Here is a 24596-nt window from a genome sequence, read left to right as displayed (position 1 = left end):
CTAATCATCGTATATCACATAGGTAGCTTCATGTCCATAACCACGGTCGCCCCTGAACAGGTTAATCGCATCGTTCACAATCAACATCATGATCCGTTTGAAATCCTGGGTTCTCATCTCATCGAGCAAAATGGTAAAACTGTTTGGGCAGTGCGAGCATACCTACCAAATGCCAGTGCTGTATGGGTGGTAGTTCCAGAAGAGCGGAAAGAATACCCAATGGACACAGTGCATGATCCTCACTTTTTTGAATGTACCATTGAAACCGCAGAACTGAAAAATTATCAGTTACGGATTAAAGAAGGGGAACATGAGCGGGTTGTGAATGATCCTTATGCCTTCCGTTCTGCCCACTTAACAGAATTTGATCTGCATTTATTTAGTGAAGGCAATCATCACCGCATTTATGAGAAATTGGGAGCGCATACTACAGAAGTAGATGGTATTAAAGGCGTTTATTTTGCGGTTTGGGCACCCAATGCCCGCAACGTCTCTGTATTAGGAGATTTTAACCTGTGGGATGGACGCAAACACCAAATGCGGAAAGGACACACAGGGGTTTGGGAATTATTTATTCCCGAAATCGGTGTAGGAGAACATTACAAATACGAAATCAAAAATTTTGAAGGACATATTTACGAAAAATCTGATCCCTACGGTTTTCAGCAAGAACCACGTCCGAAAACAGCATCTATTGTTACAGACTTAAATTCCTACACCTGGAATGACGAAGACTGGATAGAAAAGCGCCGACATACTGACCCCCTCAGCCAACCTATTTCCGTGTACGAAGTCCATTTAGGGTCTTGGTTACACGCTGCTAGTGCTGAACCAGCCAAATTACCCAATGGGGAAAATGAAGCTGTAGTTGTGGTTTCCGAACTAAAAACCGGCGCCCGGTTTCTGACTTATCGGGAATTAGCAGCTAAACTCATTCCCTACGTCAAGGAATTAGGATATACCCACTTAGAACTTCTACCCATTGCCGAACACCCTTTTGATGGTTCTTGGGGTTATCAAGTAACTGGTTACTTTGCGCCTACATCCCGCTTTGGTACTCCCGAAGACTTTATGTATTTTGTGGATGAATGTCATAAAAATGGCATCGGTGTAATTGTAGACTGGGTTCCCGGTCACTTCCCTAAAGATGGTCACGGTTTAGCCTTCTTTGATGGTAGTCACTTGTATGAACACGCTGATTCCCGCAAAGGTGAACATAAGGAATGGGGAACTTTAGTATTTAACTACAATCGTCATGAAGTCCGTAATTTCTTGGTTGCCAATGCCCTATTCTGGTTTGATAAATACCACATTGACGGCATTCGTGTTGATGCAGTTGCTTCCATGCTCTACCTTGATTATTGCCGGAAAGCAGGGGAATGGTTGCCTAACAAATATGGTGGTAGAGAAAATTTAGAAGCTGCGGATTTTTTACGTCAAGTTAATCACCTGCTGTTTAGTTATTATCCTGGTGTACTGTCCATTGCAGAAGAATCCACATCTTGGCCAATGGTATCCTGGCCTACCTATACAGGGGGATTGGGTTTTAACTTAAAGTGGAATATGGGCTGGATGCACGATATGCTGGATTACTTCAGTATGGACCCGTGGTTTCGTCAGTTCCATCAAAACAACATTACCTTTAGTATGTGGTATAACCACAGTGAGAATTTCATGTTAGCTCTGTCCCACGATGAAATCGTCCATGGCAAGAGTAATATGATCGGTAAAATGCCGGGTGATCAATGGCAAAAGTTAGCTAATATCCGTTGTTTATTTACTTATATGTTTGCTCACCCTGGTAAGAAAACCATGTTTATGAGCATGGAATTTGCACAATGGAGTGAGTGGAATGTTTGGGCTGATTTAGAGTGGCATTTATTACAGTATGAACCACACCGACAGTTAAAAGATTTTTTCCAGTCTCTTAACTATTTTTACCGTTCTGAACCTGCTTTATACAGTCAAGATTTTGACCAAGCAGGGTTCGAGTGGATTGACTGTACTGATAACAGCCATAGTGTAGTTTCTTTTATCCGTCGTGACAAAAATTCCAGTGATTTTATCATTGTGGTTTGTAATTTTACTCCCCAACCCCATTCCCACTATCGCATAGGTGTTCCAGAACAGGGTTTTTATACCGAGTTGTTCAATAGTGATGCCCGTCAGTATGGCGGTAGTAACATGGGTAACTTAGGTGGTAAGTGGACTGATGATTGGTCTTTGCATAATCGTCCTTATTCCTTAGATTTGTGTTTACCTCCTTTGGGTGTGTTGATGCTCAAGTTGGATAAACAGAATTCAGCACAAGTGATAGGCTAGTTGTTTAGGGTGGGCATTGCTCACCCTATGTGTTTATTAGCGGTTATATTAATGCTTTATCTGATTTAAAAGAAGAATACTTTCACTGTATTTCCAAAAAGCGATCGCTTATGATTAGATAATAACTAAATTATCTAGAGTTAATATGAACACAAATAAATTATTTTTAATATCTATTGCGACAATAACAGCAGCGTTAATATCAGGTTCAGAGGATGTGATAGCTAATTCAAAAGCGAAACAGTCTGTTAACTGTCCTGGTAAAAATCCTCAATTTGGTATTGAGTTTTTTCAGACTAATAATAATGGAGAAAGATATAAAAAAGGGATTAATCATGTAATTGTTTTTAATCCTCAATCTCCCAAGTTAGATTTTAAAGTCAATGTCGGTTTAGATCATCAGATTTATGCTAAGGATTCTAGGGGAAGATTTCGCAGAGAATATGTACCAAAACAGTTTCGAGAAATTATCACTGATAGTAATTCTAAATTAAATGGTAAATCACCAATTGCAGCCATTAATGCTGACTATATAGATCCAAAAAATCAACCTCAAGGTTTAAATATTTCTCGCGGTGTTGAATATTCAGGAGTATTTAAAAATAGACGTTCTTCCTTTGGAATATCATCAGGAAATCCTCAACAACGTCAAGCCACCATGGGAACTGGAAGAAGAGGAACAAATATTCTCAATTATAATATAGTGGGGGGTAATGGGAGATTTTATAATCAAGGAAAATTCAAAGATATTTGTCAAGCTTTAGGAAAATTTGCTTGTCAAGGTGCTACTAATCGTTCTTTAGTTGCTATTACCAGTAAAGGTTTTGTAATTTTCCTGGTCAATGATATAAAAGCTAATTCTATTATTCAAGTTTCTGCTAACAATCAAGAATTACTACCCCATCAATTTGATAATGTTTTAACAGGAATTGCTAGAAATAACTGTTTAGGGACAATTCAGGAAGGAATGTTATTTGATGGGGGAATGTCTCCAGGATTGTTTTATAATAATAAAGTCTATGTCGAGAATTTAGGTCCAATTGGTTCGGTATTTTTAATTTATCAAAAGTAATCAAATCACAGATTTATTTACTATGTTATCAGTGAAAGATGCAGAAACGATTATTTTCAATCATGTCCAACCTTTAAATCAAGAAAATGATCTTGAAGTTGTGGATTTATTGACAGCATTTCAGCGGATTTTAGCAACTCCTGTAATTAGTTCTTTAGATTTTCCTCATTGGGATAATTCCGCAATGGATGGTTTTGCTGTACGTTATGAAGATGTACAAAATTGCAGTTCTGAAAATCCGACAATTTTGGAAATTGTCGAAGAGATTCCCGCAGGATATCAACCTCAAAATCCTATTAAACCAGGACAAGCAGCCAGGATTTTCACTGGTGCAATAATCCCAAAAGGTGCAGATACTGTAATTATGCAGGAAAAAACTAATTTACAGGAGAATCAAGTTTTTATTTTTGCTAGACCTCAACCCCAAGAATTTGTCAGAAAACAAGGAGACTTTTATCAAGCAGGAACAGAACTTTTACCAGCGGGAATTACCCTCAATGCAGCGGAAATTGCGATTTTAGCCGCAGCACAATTACCGAAAATCAGTGTTTTCCGTCGTCCACGGGTGGCGATTTTTTCTAGCGGTGATGAGTTAGTAACACCAAAACAAACTCTAAAACCCGGACAAATAGTAGATTCTAATCAATATGCTTTAGCAGCTTTAGTACGTAATTTGGGTGCAGAAGTGTTAACATTAGGAATTATTAAGGATAATCCTAGCGCGTTGACAGAGACTATCAATTATGCAATTAATAATAGTGATATAGTTATTTCTTCTGGTGGAGTTTCCGTAGGTGATTATGATTATATTGCTAATATATTAACATCTTTAGGAGCAGAAATTCATTTTTGTGCTGTGCAAATGCGTCCAGGAAAACCTTTAACATTTGCTACATTTCCTAATTCTCTTTATTTTGGTTTACCAGGAAATCCTGTTTCGGCTTTAGTCACATTTTGGAGATTTGTAGAACCGACAATTAAAAAACTTTCAGGAATTAATCAGGGTTGGGAAAGTAAATTTATCAAAGTGAAATCTCATTGCGAATTAAAATCTAACGGAAAAATGGAAACTTATATTTGGGGTAATTTAAAATTAAATGATGGTATTTATGAGTTTCAGCAAACAAGTGGTAATTTAAATTCGGGGAACTTAATTAATTTAGCTCAAACTAATGCTTTAGCCATTTTACCAGTAAGAAAAACCTTAGTTACTCCAGGAGAAGAAGTTTTAGTTTTGCAAATAGGATAAAAGGAAATCAACTCTCCGCACCACTAAGCATACTGCCTAAGAGATCATGAATTTGTCAATATACCCAATAAATTCTCCCAGACTAGGAACATTATTAGCAAGGTGGATATATAGAAACTCGTAATCTAAATTAGATGCAAGTCTATTGAGTTGTTTTTCACTCTTGTTATAACCTTTACCTACATAGTTATAAATCTGTTTTATATCATCAGCAGGATGAGGTCTTTGTTCCATATCATCACTCTTAGGATTAAAACCAAAAATTTCTTGAATTTTATCTGGTGTTAAACTGGTATCTATTTTGATAAAATGATTATATTCTGCTAAAAACCATGCTTCTACTTCCATAACAGCAAGCACTATATTTATAGGAATTGATCCTTTTGGTAAAGAATAATTTAAACCTCTTTGCAGTTTAGATGTTTCAGCTATAGGTATTGGATAAACATCTCTTAGTCCTATTATTCTCTCATATCCTTCTATAGATAAAGAATTATATAGTTCTCTCATATCTGACACAACAGTTTCATCATTGCATGAATTATAAATTAAAACATAAAATTTTGTTGCAGAAGTAACAGTATCTTTCATTATTACTTGAGCCGAGTTACTATTTTCTCTATATTTAATTTCTATAGAAATATGTAATTGGCCAGCAATTTCTTTTAGCAACTTTTGGACAAAAATTTGTTCCGTTTTACCCTCCACAAAAATAGCTAATTTTTTCACTGTTCTATATTCTCCTCATTACCAAACCCCTCTATATAGAATTGAGTTGCAAAAAAGTCAAAATTGTTTAATCCAGTAAATTTAAAATCATCAAATATTTCTTTTGAATTATGTATGTTATGAAGTTTAGCTAATCCTGGTTGTCTCTCAATTACTGACCAACATTCCAAAGGAACACCATTCATAATAAATCTATCATTAGTGGTCATAATTAACTGAACTAAACCAGTTTTTGCTTTATTAACCAGTAATTTAATCATTGCTGATGACCTTTCAAAATCTAGTCCTTCCCCAATATCATCTATTAAGATACAACTAGGCTTTTTAGCTAATAGTGAGTAGTTTATTTGAATAATTAAAGATAATACTCTAAACATCCCTTGAGATATTATTGATTGTTCAGTTTGATCTTTTAAATCACTTTCTTGAACATAAAGATATTGCAGTTTTACCTCTGGTAAATAGGATTTATCTTCTTGAAAAATCGAAGTTGATGGCGTTTTTGTACCAATTTCATCTATTCTGTAACCAACAAATAACATATCTGATTTGATAGATTCAATAAAACTTTCTCCTAACTCTTTTTCTCCTAATTTGAATATGCGAATTACATGATTTTTATTGTTGAAGTCTATATTTTTTTTGATTATCGCAACGCTTTCGGTATTAATTGCATCAAGACTACTTCTGCCTAAATCTGTTCCAAATTCGTAATACCTCAATAAATTTGCCCAAGTGTAAACTTCTTCAAAAAAAGGATGCTGGATAGAATCTCTTCGATGGAAAGCTGCGACTTCATTAGTAGGTGTTTGAAAATCAATTTCTTTTTCTAATTGTTTAGCCCAAATTTTGCCTTCACCTGATTTATCTCTCATGAGATAAAATTTAGATCCAATAGTGTAACTTTCTTCAATTACTAGACTATTCTCAACTTTCAATATGTAGACTTTTTTATTGTCTCCGTTATGAGAATCAAAAGTTAGTTTCCACTCTCTTAACCTACCATCAAGTCTACTGAGCTTTTCTTCACCAGATAGAAAATCTGATAAAAATTTAATACTTCTAAGCATTCTCGATTTGCCAGAAGCATTTTTGCCAACAATCAAGTTTACATTACCTAATTGACAACCATTTAAACACCACTCACTTGGCAAATCTTTATCTTGACAATATTCTATAAAGTCTAATTTCATATAGTTTTACTGATTACGTTGAATTAAGGTAACAAAAACGGCTGTTAGGTACTTATTATGCTATAGGAATAATATTTGATTTATGAAAAGATACTTAGGGTGCGTCAGATATTACAAATCTGTTGATTGAGAGAATTTATGCAGTATGACGCACCCTACAATACCTAATTTTTTTCAAGAATCAAATATGAGTTCTATAGATTAGCAATTCGCAAAAGAGAACAAGAAAAAGAGTAATTCCAGAAAAACCAGAATTACCCTTTTAAAAAGTTTAGGAAAAATTACGCAAAAGCAGCCATTTTCACATCGTTATTACCAAGAATTGCTTGTAATTCCTCAGCGTCTACGGTTTCCTTTTCAATCAGCATTTGAGCAATTTCATCTAAAACCTTGCGGTTATCGAGTAAAACTTCCTTAGCTCGACTGTAAGCAGTATCAACTAACTTCCGCACTTCTTCATCAATAGCAGCAGCAGTTTCTTCGGAGAAATCACGCTCAGACATAATATCTCGACCCAGGAACATATTTCCTTGTTGACGACCAAGGGCTACTGGACCCAAGCGATCGCTCATGCCAAAGCGAGTTATCATTTGTTTAGCTACTCTGGCCACTTGCTGTAAATCATTAGAAGCACCTGTCGTCACTTCCTCCTCACCAAAGATAATTTCTTCAGCGAGACGACCACCTAAAGCCACGGCCATTTGATTTTCCAGATACGCACGGCTATATAAACCAGTGTCCATGCGGTCTTCACTAGGAGTAAACCAAGTCAAACCACCAGCACGACCACGAGGGATAATGCTAATCTTTTGGACAGGGTCATAGTCAGGCATTAAAGCCCCAACTAAAGCGTGACCTGCTTCATGGTATGCTACTAAAGTTTTGCGCTTTTCGCTCATTACCCGGTCTTTCTTTTCAGGACCTGCTAATACACGATCAATTGCATCATTAATTTCATCCATCGAAATTTCAGTTAAATTCCGACGAGCGGCTAAAATTGCGGCTTCATTAAGTAAATTAGATAAATCAGCACCAGTAAAACCAGGAGTCCGACGGGCGATTTTATCCAAGTCTACATCTTTAGATAAAGTTTTACCACGGGCATGAACTCTCAATATTTCGCTTCTTCCCGCGTAGTCAGGACGGTCTACGACTACTTGACGGTCAAAACGACCGGGACGTAATAAAGCTGCGTCTAATACGTCAGGACGGTTGGTAGCAGCAATAATAATAATGCCAGTGTTACCTTCAAAACCATCCATTTCCGTTAGTAACTGGTTGAGGGTTTGTTCCCGTTCGTCATTACCACCACCTAAACCAGCGCCCCGTTGACGACCTACCGCGTCAATTTCATCAATAAAGACGATACAAGGAGCATTAGTTTTCGCTTGTTCAAATAAATCACGGACACGGGAAGCACCCACACCCACAAACATTTCCACAAATTCCGAACCGGAAATTGAGAAGAAAGGAACACCAGCTTCTCCAGCTACAGCCCGTGCAAGCAGGGTTTTACCAGTACCAGGAGGTCCAACTAAAAGTACACCTTTGGGGATTTTCGCACCAATGGCGGTAAAGCGATCAGCATTCTTTAAAAAGTCTACAACTTCGTTTAGTTCTAATTTGGCTTGGTCAATACCCGCCACGTCTCCAAAGGTAACTTGAGTTTGGGGTTCCATTTGCACTCTGGCTTTAGATTTACCAAAGTTCATGGCCTGGCTACCAGGACCGCCTTGAGCGCGACGGAGGAGGAAAAATAGACCAACTAGCAGCAACACAGGGAAGAATAAACTGCTGAGAGCCTTAAACCAAAATCCCTCGTCTGCTTGAGGTAGTACGGAAATATCAACACCTTTAGCTGTGAGGGTATTGATTAAATCAGGGTCATTAACTAAAGTAACGATCTTTTTCTTTTCGTCATATTTGGGTGTTACCAGGGCTGTAGAGCGGTCGGAACTCAAACTAACTCTCTCAACCCTACCCCGTTGAACTTCTTGGATAAACTGACTGTAGCGCCATGTCTCTCTGTTTTGAGGTTGTTTGTCAAAAAATGCTGTTCCTAGCGCAATGACAACTATAAAAAGGAGCGCGTACAGCCCCGTATTTCTCCATTTTTTATTATTCACCGATGTTGTTTCTCCTGTACTTGTTTGCTGCTTATACGTAGCTTCTCTAAGGAAGAGGACATTATGATAATTATGTTAACTTATCTTAAGATATCTCAAAATAGTCCTTTTGTCATGCTACAAATGATCTTCTATCCTCCACAAGTCTAAAATTTCAGAATAGTGGGACTTCTATTGTAATCATTCTCCACCAGACAAAGAAAGGCCAATCACCACTGACCACTAACCCATCAATTTTTTTCTGGTAATCTAATTCTGTTTGTACGGTCTGGCTTAGTGCCATTGTCATATTATTGCAGCTTATTGCAGCAATTTGTAACATTGTTGCGCTATTGCCCAATCTTCTTGAGTTTCTATAACTAAAACGCGCACCGTTGAGTCAAATGTAGCAATATCAATATCAATAGGTTGTTGTTGATTTTTCTCTAAATCAATTTTCAGTCCCAAAAATCCCCAGGGTTCACAAGCAGCTAAACGTATTTCTGCGGATTTTTCTCCTACTCCAGCAGTAAAAACTAATACATCTAGTCCTGCTAAACTAGCCAGCATCGCGCCGATACCAGACCGGAGGCGATGTACGTACATATCCCAAGCCAATTGGGCGCGTTTATTACCTTGTTCTTTGGCGGCTATCACATCCCTTAAATCACTTGATATTCCAGAAATACCTCGTAATCCTGAAAGTTTATTTAACATATTATCTAATTCTTCACTGGAGTAATTATACTGTTGCCATAAATAAATTAAAATACCTGGATCAATTGAACCACTGCGGCTACCCATCATTAAACCATCTAGGGGGGTAAATCCCATGGTTGTATCAATACTGCAACCATTTTTGATGGCAGCTAAAGAACAACCATTACCTAAATGACAAGTAATTATCCGCAGAGATGGTAAATCTTGACCAATAATTTCCGCAGCCCGATTAGCACAATACTGATGACTAATGCCATGAAAGCCGTAACGGCGAATACCTTTTTCTGCGAAATTATATGGGATTGGATAGATGGCGGCTGCATCTGGTAAGGTGCTATGAAATCCAGTATCAAAAACTGCCACTTGAGGAATATTGCCCAAACTTTTTTCCATAGCTTCAATACCTGCCAAAGCGGCTGGATTGTGTGCTGGTGCTAGATTACATAAACGAGCGATCGCCTGTTTGACATCTTCAGTAATTATTACAGCTTTTTTGTACTCTTGACCACCATGTACTACCCGATGTCCTACCACATCAATCACTGATAAATCATCAATTACCTGAGTTGCACCATGTATGAGAGTAGACAACAAATAAGCAAATTGTACCTGCGGGGAATCACTGACAATAGTTTCTTGTAGAGTTGCACCGATAGCCGTTTTAACTGTAATTTCCGCCTGATTTTTGTCTTGAGTCCAGTTGATTTTCCCTTCCCAGAGGGGTTGGGGTGCTAGAGGAGGAATTGTGGTTGTCATGTCATACAGACAACTCTTTTGGCTGCTAGAACCGGCATTGAGGACAAGTATTTTCATAAATTCAGATTTACGCCCTGTACTGATTTACCGCGACAAATTTAAGTTAGGAATTGATAAAAAAGCCACTTAAAGTATAAGTGACTTTTTCATAATTTCAATTTAATTCCCAGTCATTGAAAAAAGAGATTAAGTAGGTGAACGGAAAAAAACCGACATAAGTAACGAAAAGTAAAGTTGCCCAGTTAAGAGTTCCCAGTTAAGAGTTCCCAGTTAAGAGTTCCCAGTTCCCTTGTCATAACGAAAATTTTTAACGCCAACCTACTTATTTATCAAGACAATGGGGAATACCTAACACTGCACAAGGGAAATTTTTACCTAATGTTTCAATCATGGGATGATCCGTAGATTTGCAGCCTAAAAACAGAATATCAGCGGTTTCTAATTGGACAACTTTTTTAAGTTCTTTAGCAACATTACCAAAGCGCAGATGAGAACTAAATGAACCTTGCCATTCTTCAGCAAGAGTTTTTGCTTGCCAAATAATTCTATCTGCTTCCTGGAGAGAAGTTCTAGATTCTCTTGCTAACTGCGGTAAAATTGCTGTTCCTTTTGAGCGATTTAATCCCAATGCAACTGACTTTGATATATTCCCCAATTGATATTCTAATTGAGCTTGATTTTCAGGAACTTTGAAGATATCAAGAGACTGATGATTCAAGTTTTCTTCTACTACATAAACAGCTTGAACTGTAACTTGATAGTTAGTAGCTAAAGTCGTTTGGTGGGCAATCCAAAAAGCAATATCTAAGGCTGTATGACTTTGAGGAGAACCATTATAAGCAACAATTAGATTAGCTGATTTCGCCTTTGAACCTTTTTTAGAACATGATTTTTGAGTTCCTGGCAGTAAAACCATTTGTTCAATTAGGTCATCACGACCGATAGCACTTTGTAAACGTGCCAATATTGGTTTAATTTTCACAGTTTTAACTTCTCTCCCTTGAAACAATTGACCAATGAGAAGCGGGGATGACAATTTTAAATTTTAGATTTATCTGTAATCTAAAATCTAGAATTTATTAAGGAAGACCCAATCATAACTGGTATTACAGCCAAGATTTTGGGAGTTCCTTCCATTGCTGACGGAGTTAGCTGACGGGCTAAGACTGGAAGGTGTCTCTCATAAGATTAGCCCCAAATACTTGGTTCCTCCGCTCCAAATTCAGTTTTGATGAATTTGAATTAAGCTACCCACTAAAAATATAGTGACAGTATTACACTAGGTTGAGATAAAGTCAAGTTTAAGAATATTGAGTATACGCTTGTATTCAAGAGCTTGATTTATAATTTTTTCCAATTTTCCCCATATTTAATGATTTAAACTATTTTGATCTAGCCAAAATTCACAAGTTATAATTTAGCCATAATTGGTGATTAAACCCACATTCCGCATCATTGGAAACTGGAAATTTTGTCAAAGTAATTTAGATTGACTGAGATTATCCTGTGCTGCTCCCTGTGTAAATTGCTTAGAGGATGTTTTAACAGTGTATCTCATATCCGTAATTCCTGAAGCATTTTCCAACGATTCCCCCTTCAAATAACGTTCCAGTGCATCAGTCACCAAATTATTCAGATTCACCCCCCGTTGTTGAGCAAATAAGGCCGCTTGACGATGAAGTTGGCTACCTACACGCACATTAAAACTACCCTTAAACGGCTTCTCAGGCTCAATACTTTTTTCTTCACATAGAGCCAAATAATCATCAACTGCTTCCTGAAAACTAGCCCTGAGACTAACTACATCTTCCCTTTCAAAACTAATTAAACTGCGGATATATTCCACCTGTCCGTAGAAGATTTTATCGTCATCACTATAGTGAATAGACCCGAAATAATCCTTGTATTGCATCATGTTATTCATAGCAATTCTTCCCCTTGGAGAATCTCGATAATCTGTTGAATCTGATATCGTTTGAGAATATTTTGAGGATGGGGTTTATGCAACGTAATAATCACTCCCGCATCATTGAGAAAACGCCGCCGAGAACCTCCCCTTTTTCCCGTGCTGACAACGACCACAATTTATTACACTATCATCAAAAACTAAAAACAGATGTAGAGACGTTCCATAGAACATCTCTACAGGGGTTTCAAAGCACCGACATTGATTAAGCGGTGACTTTCTGACTTTCCAAACGAGTCAATCTTTCAGCTAATAGTTGTTCCAAGGAAATCAAAGCCTTGGTAAAACCATCAATACCTTCTGCTAGTTTATCAGAAGCCATGTGATCGCCATTGTGCATTTGCTCAAAAGTCGCTTGATCAATGGAAATTTTCTCAATTGATAAATCCGCTACCTTTGCCGGATCAAGTTTCCTGGGTAATTCCCCTACAGTATTTTGCAATTCTGCCAACAAACCGGGAGAAATAGTTAACAAATCGCAACCAGCCAATTCAGTAATCTCGCCCATATTACGGAAACTAGCACCCATCACCTCAGTTTGATAACCAAACTTCTTAAAGTAGTTATAAATGGTGGTGACAGATAATACACCTGGATCTTCCGCTGGCGGGTAGCTATCCCGGCCTGTATCCTTCTTATACCAGTCAAGAATCCGACCAACGAAAGGAGAAATCAACGTTACACCAGCTTCCGCACAGGCGATCGCTTGATGCAGACCAAACAGTAAAGTTAAGTTACAGTGAATACCTTCTTTTTCCAAAATTTCCGCAGCTTTTATACCTTCCCAAGTAGCTGCAATCTTAATCAAAACCCGCTCTTTGGCAACACCAGCGGCTTGATACTGACCAATCAAATTCCGGGCTTTTGCTACAGTTGCATCTGTATCATAAGATAACCGCGCATCTACCTCTGTAGACACACGACCGGGGATAATTTGCAAAATCTTTAATCCAAAGGATACCGCCAAACGGTCAAAAGCCAGAGATACCACCTGTGCTTGACTAGCACCTACACCAGCATCTTTTTTAGCTTTAAGCAGCGTTTGGTCAACTATATCCTGATATTCCGGCATTTGCGCCGCAGCAGTAATCAGTGAGGGATTGGTAGTAGCATCTTGAGGTGTAAACTTTTCAATCGCTTGAATGTCTCCGGTATCCGCTACCACAACGGTTACTGCCCGTAGTGCTTCTAGTAAGTTCTTAGGCATAACATACTCCAATGTCAGTGGTCAGTAGTCAGTGGTCAGTGGTCAGTGGTCAAGGAACAAGGAACAGGAAACAGAGAATTAGGGAATTAGGATTTCCCAATTAGGAATTATCAACTACCCATTTTAGAGGTGTCAAGGCATAATTGGCTGTCCAATAGAATGCACTTTAATTAAATTGGTTGTTCCAGGTGTACCAATGGGGACACCAGAGGTAATCACAACCTTATCTCCCTCCTTAACTAAACCACTATTGACAACTGTGTCTACCACATTAATAAACATTTCTTCCGCATTGCGAACAGGTTGAATGAGTAGGGGTTCTACACCCCAGGATAAAGCCAATTGACGGTAGGCGGTACAATCAGAGGTAAGGGCAATAATTGGTGTGCTGGGACGGTATTTAGAAACCAGTTTGGCTGTACTTCCCGACGTGGTATTACACAAAATTGCTTTAGCACCAGTTTCATAAGCAATGCGACATACCGCTTGAGACACTGATTCTGTCACTGTCAAACTACCGGCTTTCGGTACCCAAGAATGTCTATTTCCCTCTTGTAATGCTGTTTCTGTTTGTAGTGCAATATTGTGCATCGTTTGCACTGCTGCAATAGGATATTCACCCATGGCTGTCTCTCCAGATAACATAACCGCATCTGTGCCATCTAAAATAGAATTAGCAACATCTGTAGCTTCAGCGCGAGTAGGATCTGGCGCACTAATCATTGATTCTAGCATTTGCGTAGCTGTAATTACCGGTTTACCAGCTTGATTACAACGACGCGCAATTTCTTTTTGAATTAGCGGAACTTGATAAATAGGTACTTCTACCCCTAAATCACCACGAGCAATCATAATTCCGTCAGCAACTTCTAGAATAGCATCTAACTGTTCTACTGCTTCTGCTCTCTCAATTTTAGCAATTAGACGAATTTTTGAACCAGCACCCTCAATCATTCTCCGTGCAGGTTCGAGGTCTTGAGGAGAGCGTACAAAAGAAACCGCCACCCAGTCTACACCTAATTGTATCCCAAAGCGCAAATCCATTAAATCTTTTTCGGTAATCGAACTTAGAGGTAAAGGAGTTGCGGGTAAATTTACACCTTTATGAGAAGAAACCAAACCGCCAATATTAACATGAGCGCGAATTTTATCAGCGTCACGACTAGTAACGGTTAATTTTACTCGACCATCATTAATTAAAATTGGTTCACCACATCGCATCATAGCGAATAAAGTTGGTAGCGGTAAGGGTAACTCATCAACACTTTCACCCTTTTCTTGTAAAAGAAATGTCACCTCACTACCAGGCTCTAACATTAACCCTTCTGGTGGTAATTTTCCTAAACGAATTTTTGGACCACACAAATCTTGCATTATAGCAATAGGTTTGTTTAAGTCATTACCAATACGCCGTAAATTTTGAAAAACCTGAGCGTGAGCATCATAAGCACCATGAGAAAAATTTAACCGCGCCATATTCATTCCCGCTCTGACTATAGCTTCTAATTTTTCAGGTGAAGATGTAGCAGGTCCGATAGTACAAACAATTTTAGTGCGACGCATAATTGTGTAAGGAATAATGGTAAAGTAGCACACCCCATTAAGCCCTTATTTACAACAATTAACTATGGATAGGCAAACAATGCTAATTGATTGTCAACAATTAACAATGAATAATTATCTAAATTAATTGTTCTTTTTTCGCCATTGATAAGATTAAATCAACAACACGGTTAGAATAACCCCATTCGTTATCATACCAAGACACAACCTTAAAGAAATTAGAATTAAGTTCAATTCCCGCTCCTGCATCAAAAATGCTAGAATGACAATTACCCTGAAAGTCTGTAGATACTACTTCTTCATCTGTGTAACCTAACACACCAATTAAATTACCTTCCGCAGCTTTTTTCATTGCTAGACAAATTTCTTTGTAAGAAGTAGCTTTAGTAGTTTTAAAAGTTAAATCAACTACAGAAACATCAGGAGTAGGAACTCTAAAAGCCATACCAGTTAATTTACCCTTTAATTCTGGTAATACCAAAGCCACCGCTTTAGCAGCTCCCGTAGCCGAAGGAATAATATTTTGAGACGCACCTCGTCCACCACGCCAATCTTTACGACTAGGACCATCTACTGTAGGTTGAGTTGCAGTCATAGCATGAACCGTAGTCATTAAACCTTCAGCTAAACCAAAATTATCATTAATGACCTTAGCAATAGGGGCTAAACAATTTGTAGTACAACTAGCATTGGAGACAATTAAATCTTTAACGGGGTCAAACAAGTGATGATTTACACCCATCACCATAGTTTTTACTTTTTCCGGTTCTTTTGTTGGTGCAGAAATTACAACCCGTTTTGCACCAGCTTTAAGATGATTTTCAGCCCCAGCATAATCAGTAAAAAGTCCCGTAGATTCAACAACATAATCTACACCAAATTTACCCCAAGGTAGTTCCGCAGGATTTCGCATAGATACACAAGGGATAAAATGACCGTCAATAATAATACCGTCTTCTTTAGCTTCAATCTGACTTTTTAATCTACCGTGAGTAGAATCATACTTAAGAAGATACGCAAGATTATCGGGAGGAACTAAATCATTAATTCCTACAAACTCAATATGAGGATTATTCAAACCAGCGCGTAGCACAAGTCTACCAATACGACCAAATCCATTAATACCAACTTTCAACTTAGTCAAAATTAAACCTCCCGTATTAGGAACTTCAGCAATAACTGGCCGGGTTAATTCTAGTCCGACTTAGTTAATTCTTACAGTTACAAAAGGCATAAAGTTGATTTAACTGGCATATTTTAAGGTTTAATTATTAGTCATTGGTTATTTGCATGATCCGATACATTATTGAAATATCTGTATATTTGTTATGACTTACCGAAAATATTTCTAAAACCCTCTGATCTTCGTTTTTTTCGTTCCTTCGTGGTTAATTCCTTCCTGAATTGTGAGTAAGTCTTACAGCAAGTTTAGCTTGAGTGAGGTACATATTATGCGGGCAAGATGCCCGCACCACAAGAGTTTTATCACTGATATTTGTACTTTATAATAGCGGTAACTGCTGTATGTATATTAAATTAATATTTCACATTTTCCCTAACTTCCAATTTTCACCACCGGGTAACTGAACTAAAAGTTCAGCAATAGCTTTTGGTAAATCTTTAACAGAATATACATAAGTCAATTCTAAAAATTTCCTAGCGATAGAAATTACCTCTGCTCTATTGACCATTTCCGCTAATTGAAATTCATTATACATCCCACCGAAAACATCTAAACTAGCATCAGCTATAGCTAATTCAATTTCATCTTCTAACCAACTATCCCATTCATCTTGATTGATATAATAGGATTTTTGATTTTCTTTGAGATTAATATCTTGAATTTCTATTAATGAATTGCGAATAGAAGCAACCCAATAATTTGTTAATCTTTTCTCAATTTGATTTTTAATCAAATGAATTAACAACACTTTTAAAAAAGACTTAATTTGTCGTAATATGGCTTTTTTACTCATCCCCTCTAATTCATCAACAATAGCCAAAGCGTCGGTATAACGTTGTTCTAAGATACTATTTCTGAGGTCTATTAATTCCTGGGTCATATTGATTACCTTTTCCCTAACTTCCAATCTTCACCACCGGGTAAATTACCTAAATAATCATCAATAATATCTGGTAATTCTCTAATTTGATAATTATAGGTAAAGTTAATTAACTCAGTTGCAGTTAATATTAGTTGTGGTTTATTTAACATTTGGGAAAGTTGCTGACGCTTGAATTTTCCACTCATGACTTCTAAACTAGCGTCAGCTATTGCTAATTCAATTTCATCCTCTAACCAACTATCCCATTCATTTTGATTGATATAATAGGATTTTTTATTTTCTTTGAGATTTATTTTTTTAATTTCTATCAATGAATTGCGAATAGAAGCAACCCAAGAATTAGTTAATCGGTCTTCTATTTTGTTTTTAATCAAATGAATTAACAAAATTCTCAAAAATGCTTGAATATTCCGTAAAATGGCTTGTTTACTCATCCCCTCTAATTCATCAACAATAGCCAAAGCATCGCTGTAACGTTGTTCTAAAATACTATTTCTGAGGTCTATTAATTCCTGTGTCATATTTGATTTACCTCAACTTGGAAATTTACTAATCTCAATAAAGAAAAATTAAGAGTTTTGTAACATTTTTAAATATTATTATGGTCAAATTCGTGATATAAGTCCAATAAATTCTCTTGGAGTTCTTCTAAGGAATTTCCTTGAGTCCAATAATCAGGAGATTCTTCTAAGTAACCGATAAACATATCCTCGTCTTGCCAATAAATATATTTTTTTATATTTTTTTAGTGATTGTTTCCATGATCATCTCAACCTATAACTAAAGGCTTGATCTAATTATATCAGATTTTTTCAAAAATTAAACATCAACTAGCATTAAGCAATTTTTTGATAGACAACATTAATTTTGGGTTGAGATTTATCTGGCTGTTTATTTGTTACCATTATTTCTACATTTTGACCTAATTTAATTAAATAACTTAATAAATTTTCAATTGTAAATTCTTTGAGAATACCGTTAGTTAAATTATTTATTTGTTCAAGTTCTAATCCTAAAATTTGTGCGGCTTGTTGAGGTGTGATTTGTTGTTGTTCTAAAATATCTGTAATAACCGAAGCTAATTTAACTTTGGCTAGTTTTTCTTCTGCATTAGCAAATCCTAAATCTTGAAATATGTTGCCAAAACTGATTGTATAATCTAACATAATCTTGATCTCATGATTGTCTAGTTTGTGAAATTTGGATTGCTGTTTGTAATCGCTGGTAAATTAAATCAATAGTTTGTTGAGGTGTTTTGAATCATAGAAAGATATTTTTATAACCCTGGTCTTTACATTCTAGCATCAAGAGCAATAATCTTTTACAAGATTACACAAGCCCTAGATGTGTAGGGGTTTAGCAGTGCTAAACCCTTACCAATAAAATCAGAATGACTCAATTATTAATATGGCCAAGTCCAATCACGGATTTCTGGCATATCTTCACCGTGTTTCTGGATATAATGCTGATGTGAAATCAACTTATCTTGCAATTTTTGCTTAACATAAGCTGCTTGATAACCTAACTTTGGTACACGGTCAATGACATCCATAACTAAGTGGAATCTATCTAGATCATTCATGACCACCATATCAAAAGGTGTGGTTGTTGTTCCCTCTTCTTTATAACCACGGACATGAATATTTTGATGATTTGTATGCCGATAAGTGAGACGATGAATTAACCAAGGATAACCATGAAATGCAAAGATAACTGGTTTGTCAGTTGTGAAAATTATATCAAAGTCTTTATTACTTAAACCGTGAGGATGTTCGCTTTTTGGTTGTAGTGTCATTAAATCAACAACATTCACAACTCGCACTTTTAAATCTGGGAAATTTTGACGTAAAATATCCACTGCTGCTAAGGTTTCCAAGGTGGGAATATCCCCAGCACAAGCCATAACTACATCTGGTTCACTGTTTTGGTCATTACTAGCCCATTCCCAAATTCCTAAACCTTTAGTAGTGTGTTTAATAGCTGAATCTATATCTAAATATTGTAATGCGGGTTGTTTACCTGCCACAATGACATTGACATAGTTACGACTTTTTAAACAATGGTCGGTTACTGATAGCAAGGTGTTCGCATCTGGGGGAAGATAAACACGAATGATCTCGGATTTTTTATTAATTACATGATCAATAAAACCCGGATCTTGGTGAGAAAAACCGTTATGATCTTGCCGCCAAACATGAGAAGTGAGAAGATAATTTAAAGATGCAATTGGTCTTCTCCAGGTAATGTGACGGGTTGTTTTCAACCATTTAGCGTGTTGGTTGAACATTGAATCAATGATGTGAATAAAGGCTTCATAGCAGGAGAAGAAACCATGACGACCTGTTAACAAATATCCCTCTAACCACCCTTGACAGTTGGTTTCGCTGAGGATTTCCATAACTCGACCGTCGGGAGCTAAATGGTCATCTTCGGGGAGAGTTTCCGCATCCCAAGCGCGATTTGTCACTTCAAATAAAGGGTCTAGACGATTTGATGCCGTTTCGTCAGGACCAAAAACGCGGAAGTTACGGCTCTCGTCGTTTAGTTTCATGATGTCGCGGAGAAACTTACCAGTAACTTTTGTTGCTTCAGCGTTAATTGTTCCTGGTTTAGGTACTTCTACGGCATAGTTGGTAAAATCAGGCATTTTCAAATCACGCAGCAAAATTCCGCCATTTGCGTGGGGGTTGTCTCCCATGCGACGCTGACCTTGGGGAGCTAATTCTGCGAGTTCGGGAATCAGTTGACCATTGGTATCAAATAGTTCTTCTGGTTTGTAGCTTTTGAGCCAATCTTCTAATAGTTGCAGATGTTCCGGTTTACCAGCTATATCACTAAAAGGGACTTGGTGCGATCGCCAATAACCTTCTGTTTTCTTCCCGTCTACTTCCTTGGGACCTGTCCAACCTTTAGGAGTGCGGAGGATAATCATTGGCCATTGTGGTCTTTGTTGAACCCCATGTACTCGCGCTTCTAGTTGAATACCCTGGATTTCAGGAATGATTGTATCTAACACCGCCGCCATTTGTTTGTGAACTTCCGTAGGATCTGCACCTTCGACAAAGTATGGTTTATAACCATAGCCGATAAATAGACTTTCTAACTCTGCATCAGGTATCCGTGCTAATACTGTAGGGTTGGCAATTTTATAACCATTCAAATGCAGAATTGGTAACACCGCACCATCAGTAACAGGGTTAATAAATTTGTTAGAATGCCAACTAGTAGCTAAAGGTCCAGTTTCCGCTTCTCCGTCACCCACAACCGCAGCTACAATTAAATCAGGGTTGTCAAATACTGCACCATAAGCGTGAACTAAAGCATAGCCTAATTCTCCCCCTTCGTGGATAGAACCGGGGGTTTCAGGAGCGACATGACTAGGAATACCACCAGGAAAGGAAAATTGCTTAAATAATTTTTGCATTCCTTCAGCATCTTGAGAGATATTAGGGTAATATTCGCTATATGTTCCTTCTAAGTATGTATTGGCGACAAGTCCCGGTCCACCATGTCCTGGTCCAGCGATATAAATGGCGTTGAGGTCGTATTTTTTTATAACTCGGTTCAAATGGGCATAAATCAAATTTAGTCCTGGAGTAGTTCCCCAATGTCCCAATAGTCGGGGTTTGACGTGTTCTTGTTTGAGGGTTTCTTTCAGTAAGGGATTATCAAGCAGGTATATTTGTCCAACAGAAAGGTAGTTAGCGGCACGCCAATATGCATTAATTTTGCTGATTTCTGTGTCTGTCAACGGCTGAGGTGAGGTTGTGGTTATTAATGTCATTATCAACTCCAAAAAGGTATTTGCACCGAACAGGGTTATTGTAACTATAATTGTTTCTTCAGCACAAGCTAAGTATTTTTTGGGACTAATAGACTGATAATTATCATATAATGACAATGGCACCATGGATTATTTTTAGTACCAAGGTGAAAAAGCAATAAAATTTTTCTCGTCAAGAGTAGATATTATCAAGGGGAATTAGAAAAAAGTTAGGGAACGGATAAACATACGTTCTCTAACAAATAAAATCTAATTTCTCAGTTGTACGGGCATAGCTAAATAAGTCATTTTTAAACCACCCAAGGGAGTGAAAATAACTGGAGTTAAACTTTGATTTAGGTGCATTTGAATTTCTGAAGATGGTAGTTCTTTCAAGCCTTCCATGAGATATTTAACATTAAAAGCAATGTCTATATTTTCTCCCGAAATTTGCGCCGGTATTGATTCTGTTCCACTACCTACATCTTGCGCTTCACAAGATAAAGTAATTTCTTGATTAGCATTATCAATGCTAACTTTGACAATATTATTTTTCTGGTCTGCTAACACAGCAATTCGTTCTAAAGTGCTGATAAATTGCTTTCTTTCTAATGTTACTTGTCGTTCAAATTGTCGGGGGATTAATTGCCGATAAGCGGGGTATTGTCCTTCTAATGTCCGGCTTGTTAAACGTTGAAATGCCCAAGCAAATACAACTTGACCGTGATCAAGATATACATCTACTGTTTCTTCAGATGCGGAATTATGCCCTAACATCCTTTGTAGTTCCCGTAATGCTTTCGCTGGTACTGTCACTTCTACTTGTTCGCTACCCTCAACAGAACGCTCATTTGTGGTTTCTAGGACTGCTAAACGGTGTCCATCGGTAGCAGCAAATTCTAATGTATCCTGTTTTAATGTTAAATGTACACCTGTGAGAACTTGCTTAGTTTCATCTGAACTAGTAGCAAATAAAGAACCTTTTAAGCCTTCAATAAGTGCCGCAGTGGTAAGGGTAATTGCTTCAGCGTTTTCAATTACGGGTAATTCGGGAAATTCTTCCGCACCCATAGCCCGCACTTGATAACGTCCACTTCTGGGTTTTAGTGTTACAAGTATACCTTCTCCACTGCTGTCCCCTGATTGATCATCAAGGGTGATTTCCCCTTCTGGTAAACGAGAGGTGATATCTACAAGTAGTTTGGCCGGGAGAGCAATTTCCCCACTTTCTAATACCTCAGCACTAAAACTAGTACGAATACCTAAACTCAAATCAAAGGCTGTTAAACTAACTTGATTAGTTTGGGCATCGGCCTGTAATAATATATTAGCAAGTACCGGGTGGGTTGGTCGAGATGGAACTGCACGACTGACAAGGGAAAGATTACTACTGAGATCACTTTGGGAACAAATTAATTTCATCTTTAAATTCAATAATGGAGGAATTGGTTGTTGTAATTGGTAATGGGTAATTAGGTATTCACCAATTTTCCCATCACTACGTGATTCTAATTGCTTAAAGCTTTAATGAACCGCTGTAAACTCTTAAATAGACTGGGTTTTTTAGTAGGTGTCCCGTCGCTGGTGTTTTCCTTTTGTCCCCCCATAAGAATCGCGTCTAATTCGTCACCAGATGGTTTTTTAGGGAGTTCCGCAACTTTTTGATATTCTCCCTCTGTTTCTAACCATACTTCCCATTGTCCAGGATAGCAACGAAATAGGGCAGATTGATCATCTACAGCACGGATATAGTAAGAAGATTCAATGGTACTAATAAAGCGACGACGGGTTTCCCTGGCTGTGTAACCAATACCTACAATACTAGAATCTTCCAACCGGGGAGTTAACATAATTACGGGGCGTTCCCCTATAATTTCACACAGCTTTTCTAATTGTGGTACTTCTACCGATGTTGGGGCAATAAACAGGAAAATTTCATCTTCTGGCTGAATTTTCGCTGCTAAGGAAGCAGCCCTACCTGTACCGATATCTAAAATTTTCTCGCGTACAAGATTAATGCCTAAGTTAGACTCTGCTGATGTCCAGTCACGACGAGCTAAAGCAGCCGCACCCGCGTCAGCAAAGAAGACTTTTAGACCGGATTCATATTCAGTAAATAAAGGGAGAAATTGTTCTGCAACTGTCATGAATTTGAGTTCTGGAAATAATAACTCAACTTGAATCCGCATTATACCATCAGCTACAGCTGATTTTACCGCTTCACAGGACTGAGCGATCGCATCTTCTAGGGTTTTAGGTAGTTCAGCCATAGTTTACAAAGTCTTACAAAGTCGCTGGGTGAATATTTAATTCTCTCACTATAGTTATTGAATTCTGCTATCATAGGGGATTATGGCATTTGCCCCTAGTCTTGGTGCTTGCTGCCCATTGAGTATTTTAAACCATTCGTCCGCCTAAGACTGAAGCCGTGACCGGCGACAGGCCGATGTTATTTCTGGAGTTATATGTCTTTTTCTGATCTCGGCTTGTCCCCTGAAATTGTCCGTGCTGTCACTGAGCGAGGATATAATCAGCCTACACCAATTCAAAAACAGGCTATCCCTGTAGTATTATCCGGTGGTGATATTTTAGCTGGAGCGCAAACGGGTACTGGTAAAACCGCCAGCTTTACTCTACCGCTGCTACATAAGTTATCTACTCACAAGGTTCAAAACAATACTAACGGATTTTCAACAATTCGGGCATTAATTCTTACCCCTACGCGAGAACTTGCAGCACAAGTACAAGAAAGCGTCCGCGACTATGGTAAATACTTAAATCTCAATTCCATGGTCATGTTTGGGGGAGTCAGTATTGGTCCCCAAAAACAGAAATTGAGAACCCGTGTAGATATTTTAGTATCAACCCCCGGACGACTACTAGATCATGTTCAACAGGGAACTGTGAATTTATCTCGTGTGGAAGTGTTGGTATTAGATGAAGCGGACCGAATGCTAGATATGGGTTTTATTAATGATATCCGGCGCATTCTCTCGCTTTTACCCAAACAGCGGCAAAATTTGTTATTTTTTGCCACATTCTCTGATAAAATTAAAACTCTCGCAGCGGGGTTACTAAATAACCCGACAATGATTGAAGTAGCACGTCGGAATGTCACCGCAGCCACAGTATCACAGAAAGTTTATCATGTAGACCGGGAGCGGAAACGACAATTACTTTCCCATTTAATTCGAGAAAATAAATGGTATCAGGTATTAGTGTTTAGCCGCACTAAATATGGTGCTGATAGGTTAGTGAAGCAGTTGGGTGAAGACCGCATTCAAGCACTGGCTATTCACGGTAATAAGAGTCAAGGAGCGCGAACCCACGCCCTAGGTAAGTTCAAAGCAGGGACATTACAGGTATTAGTAGCAACGGATATTGCCGCCCGTGGTCTTGATATTAGCGAATTACCTTATGTCATTAACTATGATTTACCGAATGTACCAGAAGATTATGTACATCGCATTGGAAGGACTGGACGCGCTGGAGCAGAAGGTGAAGCGATTTCCTTCGTCTGTGTTGATGAACATCATTTATTAGCGGATATTGAGGAACTAATTCAGCAGCGTTTACCGAAAGAAGTCGTCGCTGGTTTTGCTGTCAACCCGGAAATTAAAGCTGAACCCATTCCTAACGGACGTAAAGCCCCTGCTGGTGGTACTTCGCGCAGTCCTCGTTCTGTTTCCCAAAAATCCCCTCAACAGCCTTCGTCACGGACAACAGCAGGAGGTAAAAAGTCTGGTTCTGGTTCTGGTTCTGGTTCTGGTTCTGGTTCTTCAGCACCGCGTCGTTCTGGTAAGGGTAGGTAATAACTGACTTGACTGCATTGCTGAATATTATGAATGTATATCACGCAAAGAATAACATTTTGAGCAATAGAGT

At 38.0% G+C, this 24596-nt stretch carries 21 protein-coding genes and 1 riboswitch; of the genes, 4 read left to right on the top strand and 17 right to left on the bottom strand.

The window, feature by feature from the left end; all coding sequences use genetic code 11:
- The first annotated feature begins 30 nt into the window (after positions 1-30).
- From glgB to FFO06_RS12695, 3 genes are all read left to right on the top strand, one after another.
- Positions 31-2322: a 1,4-alpha-glucan branching enzyme gene (gene glgB, locus FFO06_RS12705; RefSeq protein WP_137908371.1), complete on the top strand. Its 2292-nt coding sequence runs from the start codon at positions 31-33 to the stop codon at positions 2320-2322.
- A 145-nt stretch (positions 2323-2467) separates the two neighbouring features.
- The gene (locus FFO06_RS12700; protein WP_137908370.1) at positions 2468-3394 is read left to right on the top strand and encodes a phosphodiester glycosidase family protein; all 927 of its coding nucleotides are present in this window, start codon (positions 2468-2470) and stop codon (positions 3392-3394) included.
- A 22-nt stretch (positions 3395-3416) separates the two neighbouring features.
- Positions 3417-4643, top strand: a complete 1227-nt coding sequence (locus FFO06_RS12695) for a molybdopterin molybdotransferase MoeA (RefSeq protein ID WP_137908369.1) — start codon at positions 3417-3419, stop codon at positions 4641-4643.
- Positions 4644-4679: 36 nt separating this feature from the next.
- On the opposite strand, the gene FFO06_RS12690 is transcribed toward FFO06_RS12695, so the two are convergent.
- The 17 genes from FFO06_RS12690 to FFO06_RS12615 all read right to left on the bottom strand — a co-directional run bounded on the left by FFO06_RS12690 (position 4680) and on the right by FFO06_RS12615 (position 22981).
- A complete protein-coding gene (locus FFO06_RS12690) occupies positions 4680-5372 on the bottom strand; it encodes a DUF4276 family protein (RefSeq protein ID WP_137908368.1) in 693 nt (230 codons plus the stop codon).
- Complete coding sequence (locus tag FFO06_RS12685) at positions 5369-6565, bottom strand: AAA family ATPase (RefSeq protein ID WP_137908367.1); 1197 nt, start codon at positions 6563-6565, stop codon at positions 5369-5371. The genes FFO06_RS12690 and FFO06_RS12685 overlap by 4 nt, the downstream gene beginning before the upstream one ends.
- Positions 6566-6846: 281 nt before the next feature.
- The gene (ftsH3, locus tag FFO06_RS12680; protein WP_137908366.1) at positions 6847-8691 is read right to left on the bottom strand and encodes an ATP-dependent zinc metalloprotease FtsH3; all 1845 of its coding nucleotides are present in this window, start codon (positions 8689-8691) and stop codon (positions 6847-6849) included.
- Between the two features lie 154 nt (positions 8692-8845).
- Positions 8846-8980 carry a hypothetical protein gene (locus FFO06_RS22325; protein WP_268904599.1) on the bottom strand — a complete coding sequence of 45 codons (135 nt, stop codon included), beginning with the start codon at positions 8978-8980 and terminating at the stop codon, positions 8846-8848.
- Positions 8981-8991: 11 nt separating this feature from the next.
- The gene (locus FFO06_RS12675; protein WP_137908365.1) at positions 8992-10203 is read right to left on the bottom strand and encodes an acetate kinase; all 1212 of its coding nucleotides are present in this window, start codon (positions 10201-10203) and stop codon (positions 8992-8994) included.
- Between the two features lie 265 nt (positions 10204-10468).
- Positions 10469-11113 (bottom strand): universal stress protein, encoded by a 645-nt coding sequence (locus FFO06_RS12670; protein WP_137908386.1) that lies wholly within the window; start codon positions 11111-11113, stop codon positions 10469-10471.
- Positions 11114-11271: 158 nt separating this feature from the next.
- A riboswitch (cyclic di-AMP (ydaO/yuaA leader) is annotated at positions 11272-11384 on the bottom strand.
- 236 nt (positions 11385-11620) lie between these two features.
- A complete protein-coding gene (locus FFO06_RS12665) occupies positions 11621-12070 on the bottom strand; it encodes a type II toxin-antitoxin system HicB family antitoxin (protein WP_190372050.1) in 450 nt (149 codons plus the stop codon).
- The gene (locus tag FFO06_RS12660; protein ID WP_199306414.1) at positions 12067-12228 is read right to left on the bottom strand and encodes a type II toxin-antitoxin system HicA family toxin; all 162 of its coding nucleotides are present in this window, start codon (positions 12226-12228) and stop codon (positions 12067-12069) included. Before FFO06_RS12660 ends, FFO06_RS12665 begins: the two co-directional genes overlap by 4 nt.
- Positions 12229-12317: 89 nt before the next feature.
- Entirely contained in the window at positions 12318-13319 is a 1002-nt protein-coding gene (locus FFO06_RS12655; protein WP_137908363.1) for a transaldolase, read from the bottom strand.
- Positions 13320-13451: 132 nt separating this feature from the next.
- A complete protein-coding gene (gene pyk, locus FFO06_RS12650; RefSeq protein ID WP_137908362.1) occupies positions 13452-14882 on the bottom strand; it encodes a pyruvate kinase in 1431 nt (476 codons plus the stop codon).
- A 118-nt stretch (positions 14883-15000) separates the two neighbouring features.
- The gene (gene gap, locus FFO06_RS12645) at positions 15001-16026 is read right to left on the bottom strand and encodes a type I glyceraldehyde-3-phosphate dehydrogenase (RefSeq protein WP_137908361.1); all 1026 of its coding nucleotides are present in this window, start codon (positions 16024-16026) and stop codon (positions 15001-15003) included.
- 400 nt (positions 16027-16426) lie between these two features.
- Positions 16427-16945, bottom strand: a complete 519-nt coding sequence (locus tag FFO06_RS12640) for a DUF29 family protein (RefSeq protein WP_137908360.1) — start codon at positions 16943-16945, stop codon at positions 16427-16429.
- A gap of 5 nt (positions 16946-16950) precedes the next feature.
- Positions 16951-17469 carry a DUF29 family protein gene (locus FFO06_RS12635; protein WP_137908359.1) on the bottom strand — a complete coding sequence of 173 codons (519 nt, stop codon included), beginning with the start codon at positions 17467-17469 and terminating at the stop codon, positions 16951-16953.
- Positions 17470-17784: 315 nt separating this feature from the next.
- Positions 17785-18114 carry a helix-turn-helix domain-containing protein gene (locus tag FFO06_RS12630; RefSeq protein ID WP_137908358.1) on the bottom strand — a complete coding sequence of 110 codons (330 nt, stop codon included), beginning with the start codon at positions 18112-18114 and terminating at the stop codon, positions 17785-17787.
- Between the two features lie 236 nt (positions 18115-18350).
- A complete protein-coding gene (locus tag FFO06_RS12625; RefSeq protein WP_137908357.1) occupies positions 18351-20732 on the bottom strand; it encodes a phosphoketolase family protein in 2382 nt (793 codons plus the stop codon).
- A gap of 249 nt (positions 20733-20981) precedes the next feature.
- Positions 20982-22133: a DNA polymerase III subunit beta gene (gene dnaN, locus FFO06_RS12620; protein WP_137908356.1), complete on the bottom strand. Its 1152-nt coding sequence runs from the start codon at positions 22131-22133 to the stop codon at positions 20982-20984.
- Between the two features lie 86 nt (positions 22134-22219).
- Positions 22220-22981, bottom strand: a complete 762-nt coding sequence (locus tag FFO06_RS12615; protein WP_137908355.1) for a DUF1995 family protein — start codon at positions 22979-22981, stop codon at positions 22220-22222.
- A gap of 195 nt (positions 22982-23176) precedes the next feature.
- On the opposite strand from FFO06_RS12615, the gene FFO06_RS12610 reads away from it, so the two are divergent.
- Positions 23177-24523, top strand: a complete 1347-nt coding sequence (locus FFO06_RS12610) for a DEAD/DEAH box helicase (RefSeq protein ID WP_137908354.1) — start codon at positions 23177-23179, stop codon at positions 24521-24523.
- Positions 24524-24596 lie beyond the last annotated feature (73 nt).

The organism is Dolichospermum planctonicum (assembly GCF_005402965.1).
GTDB lineage: Bacteria > Cyanobacteriota > Cyanobacteriia > Cyanobacteriales > Nostocaceae > Dolichospermum > Dolichospermum planctonicum.
This window is presented reverse-complemented; position numbering and strand designations above follow the sequence as displayed.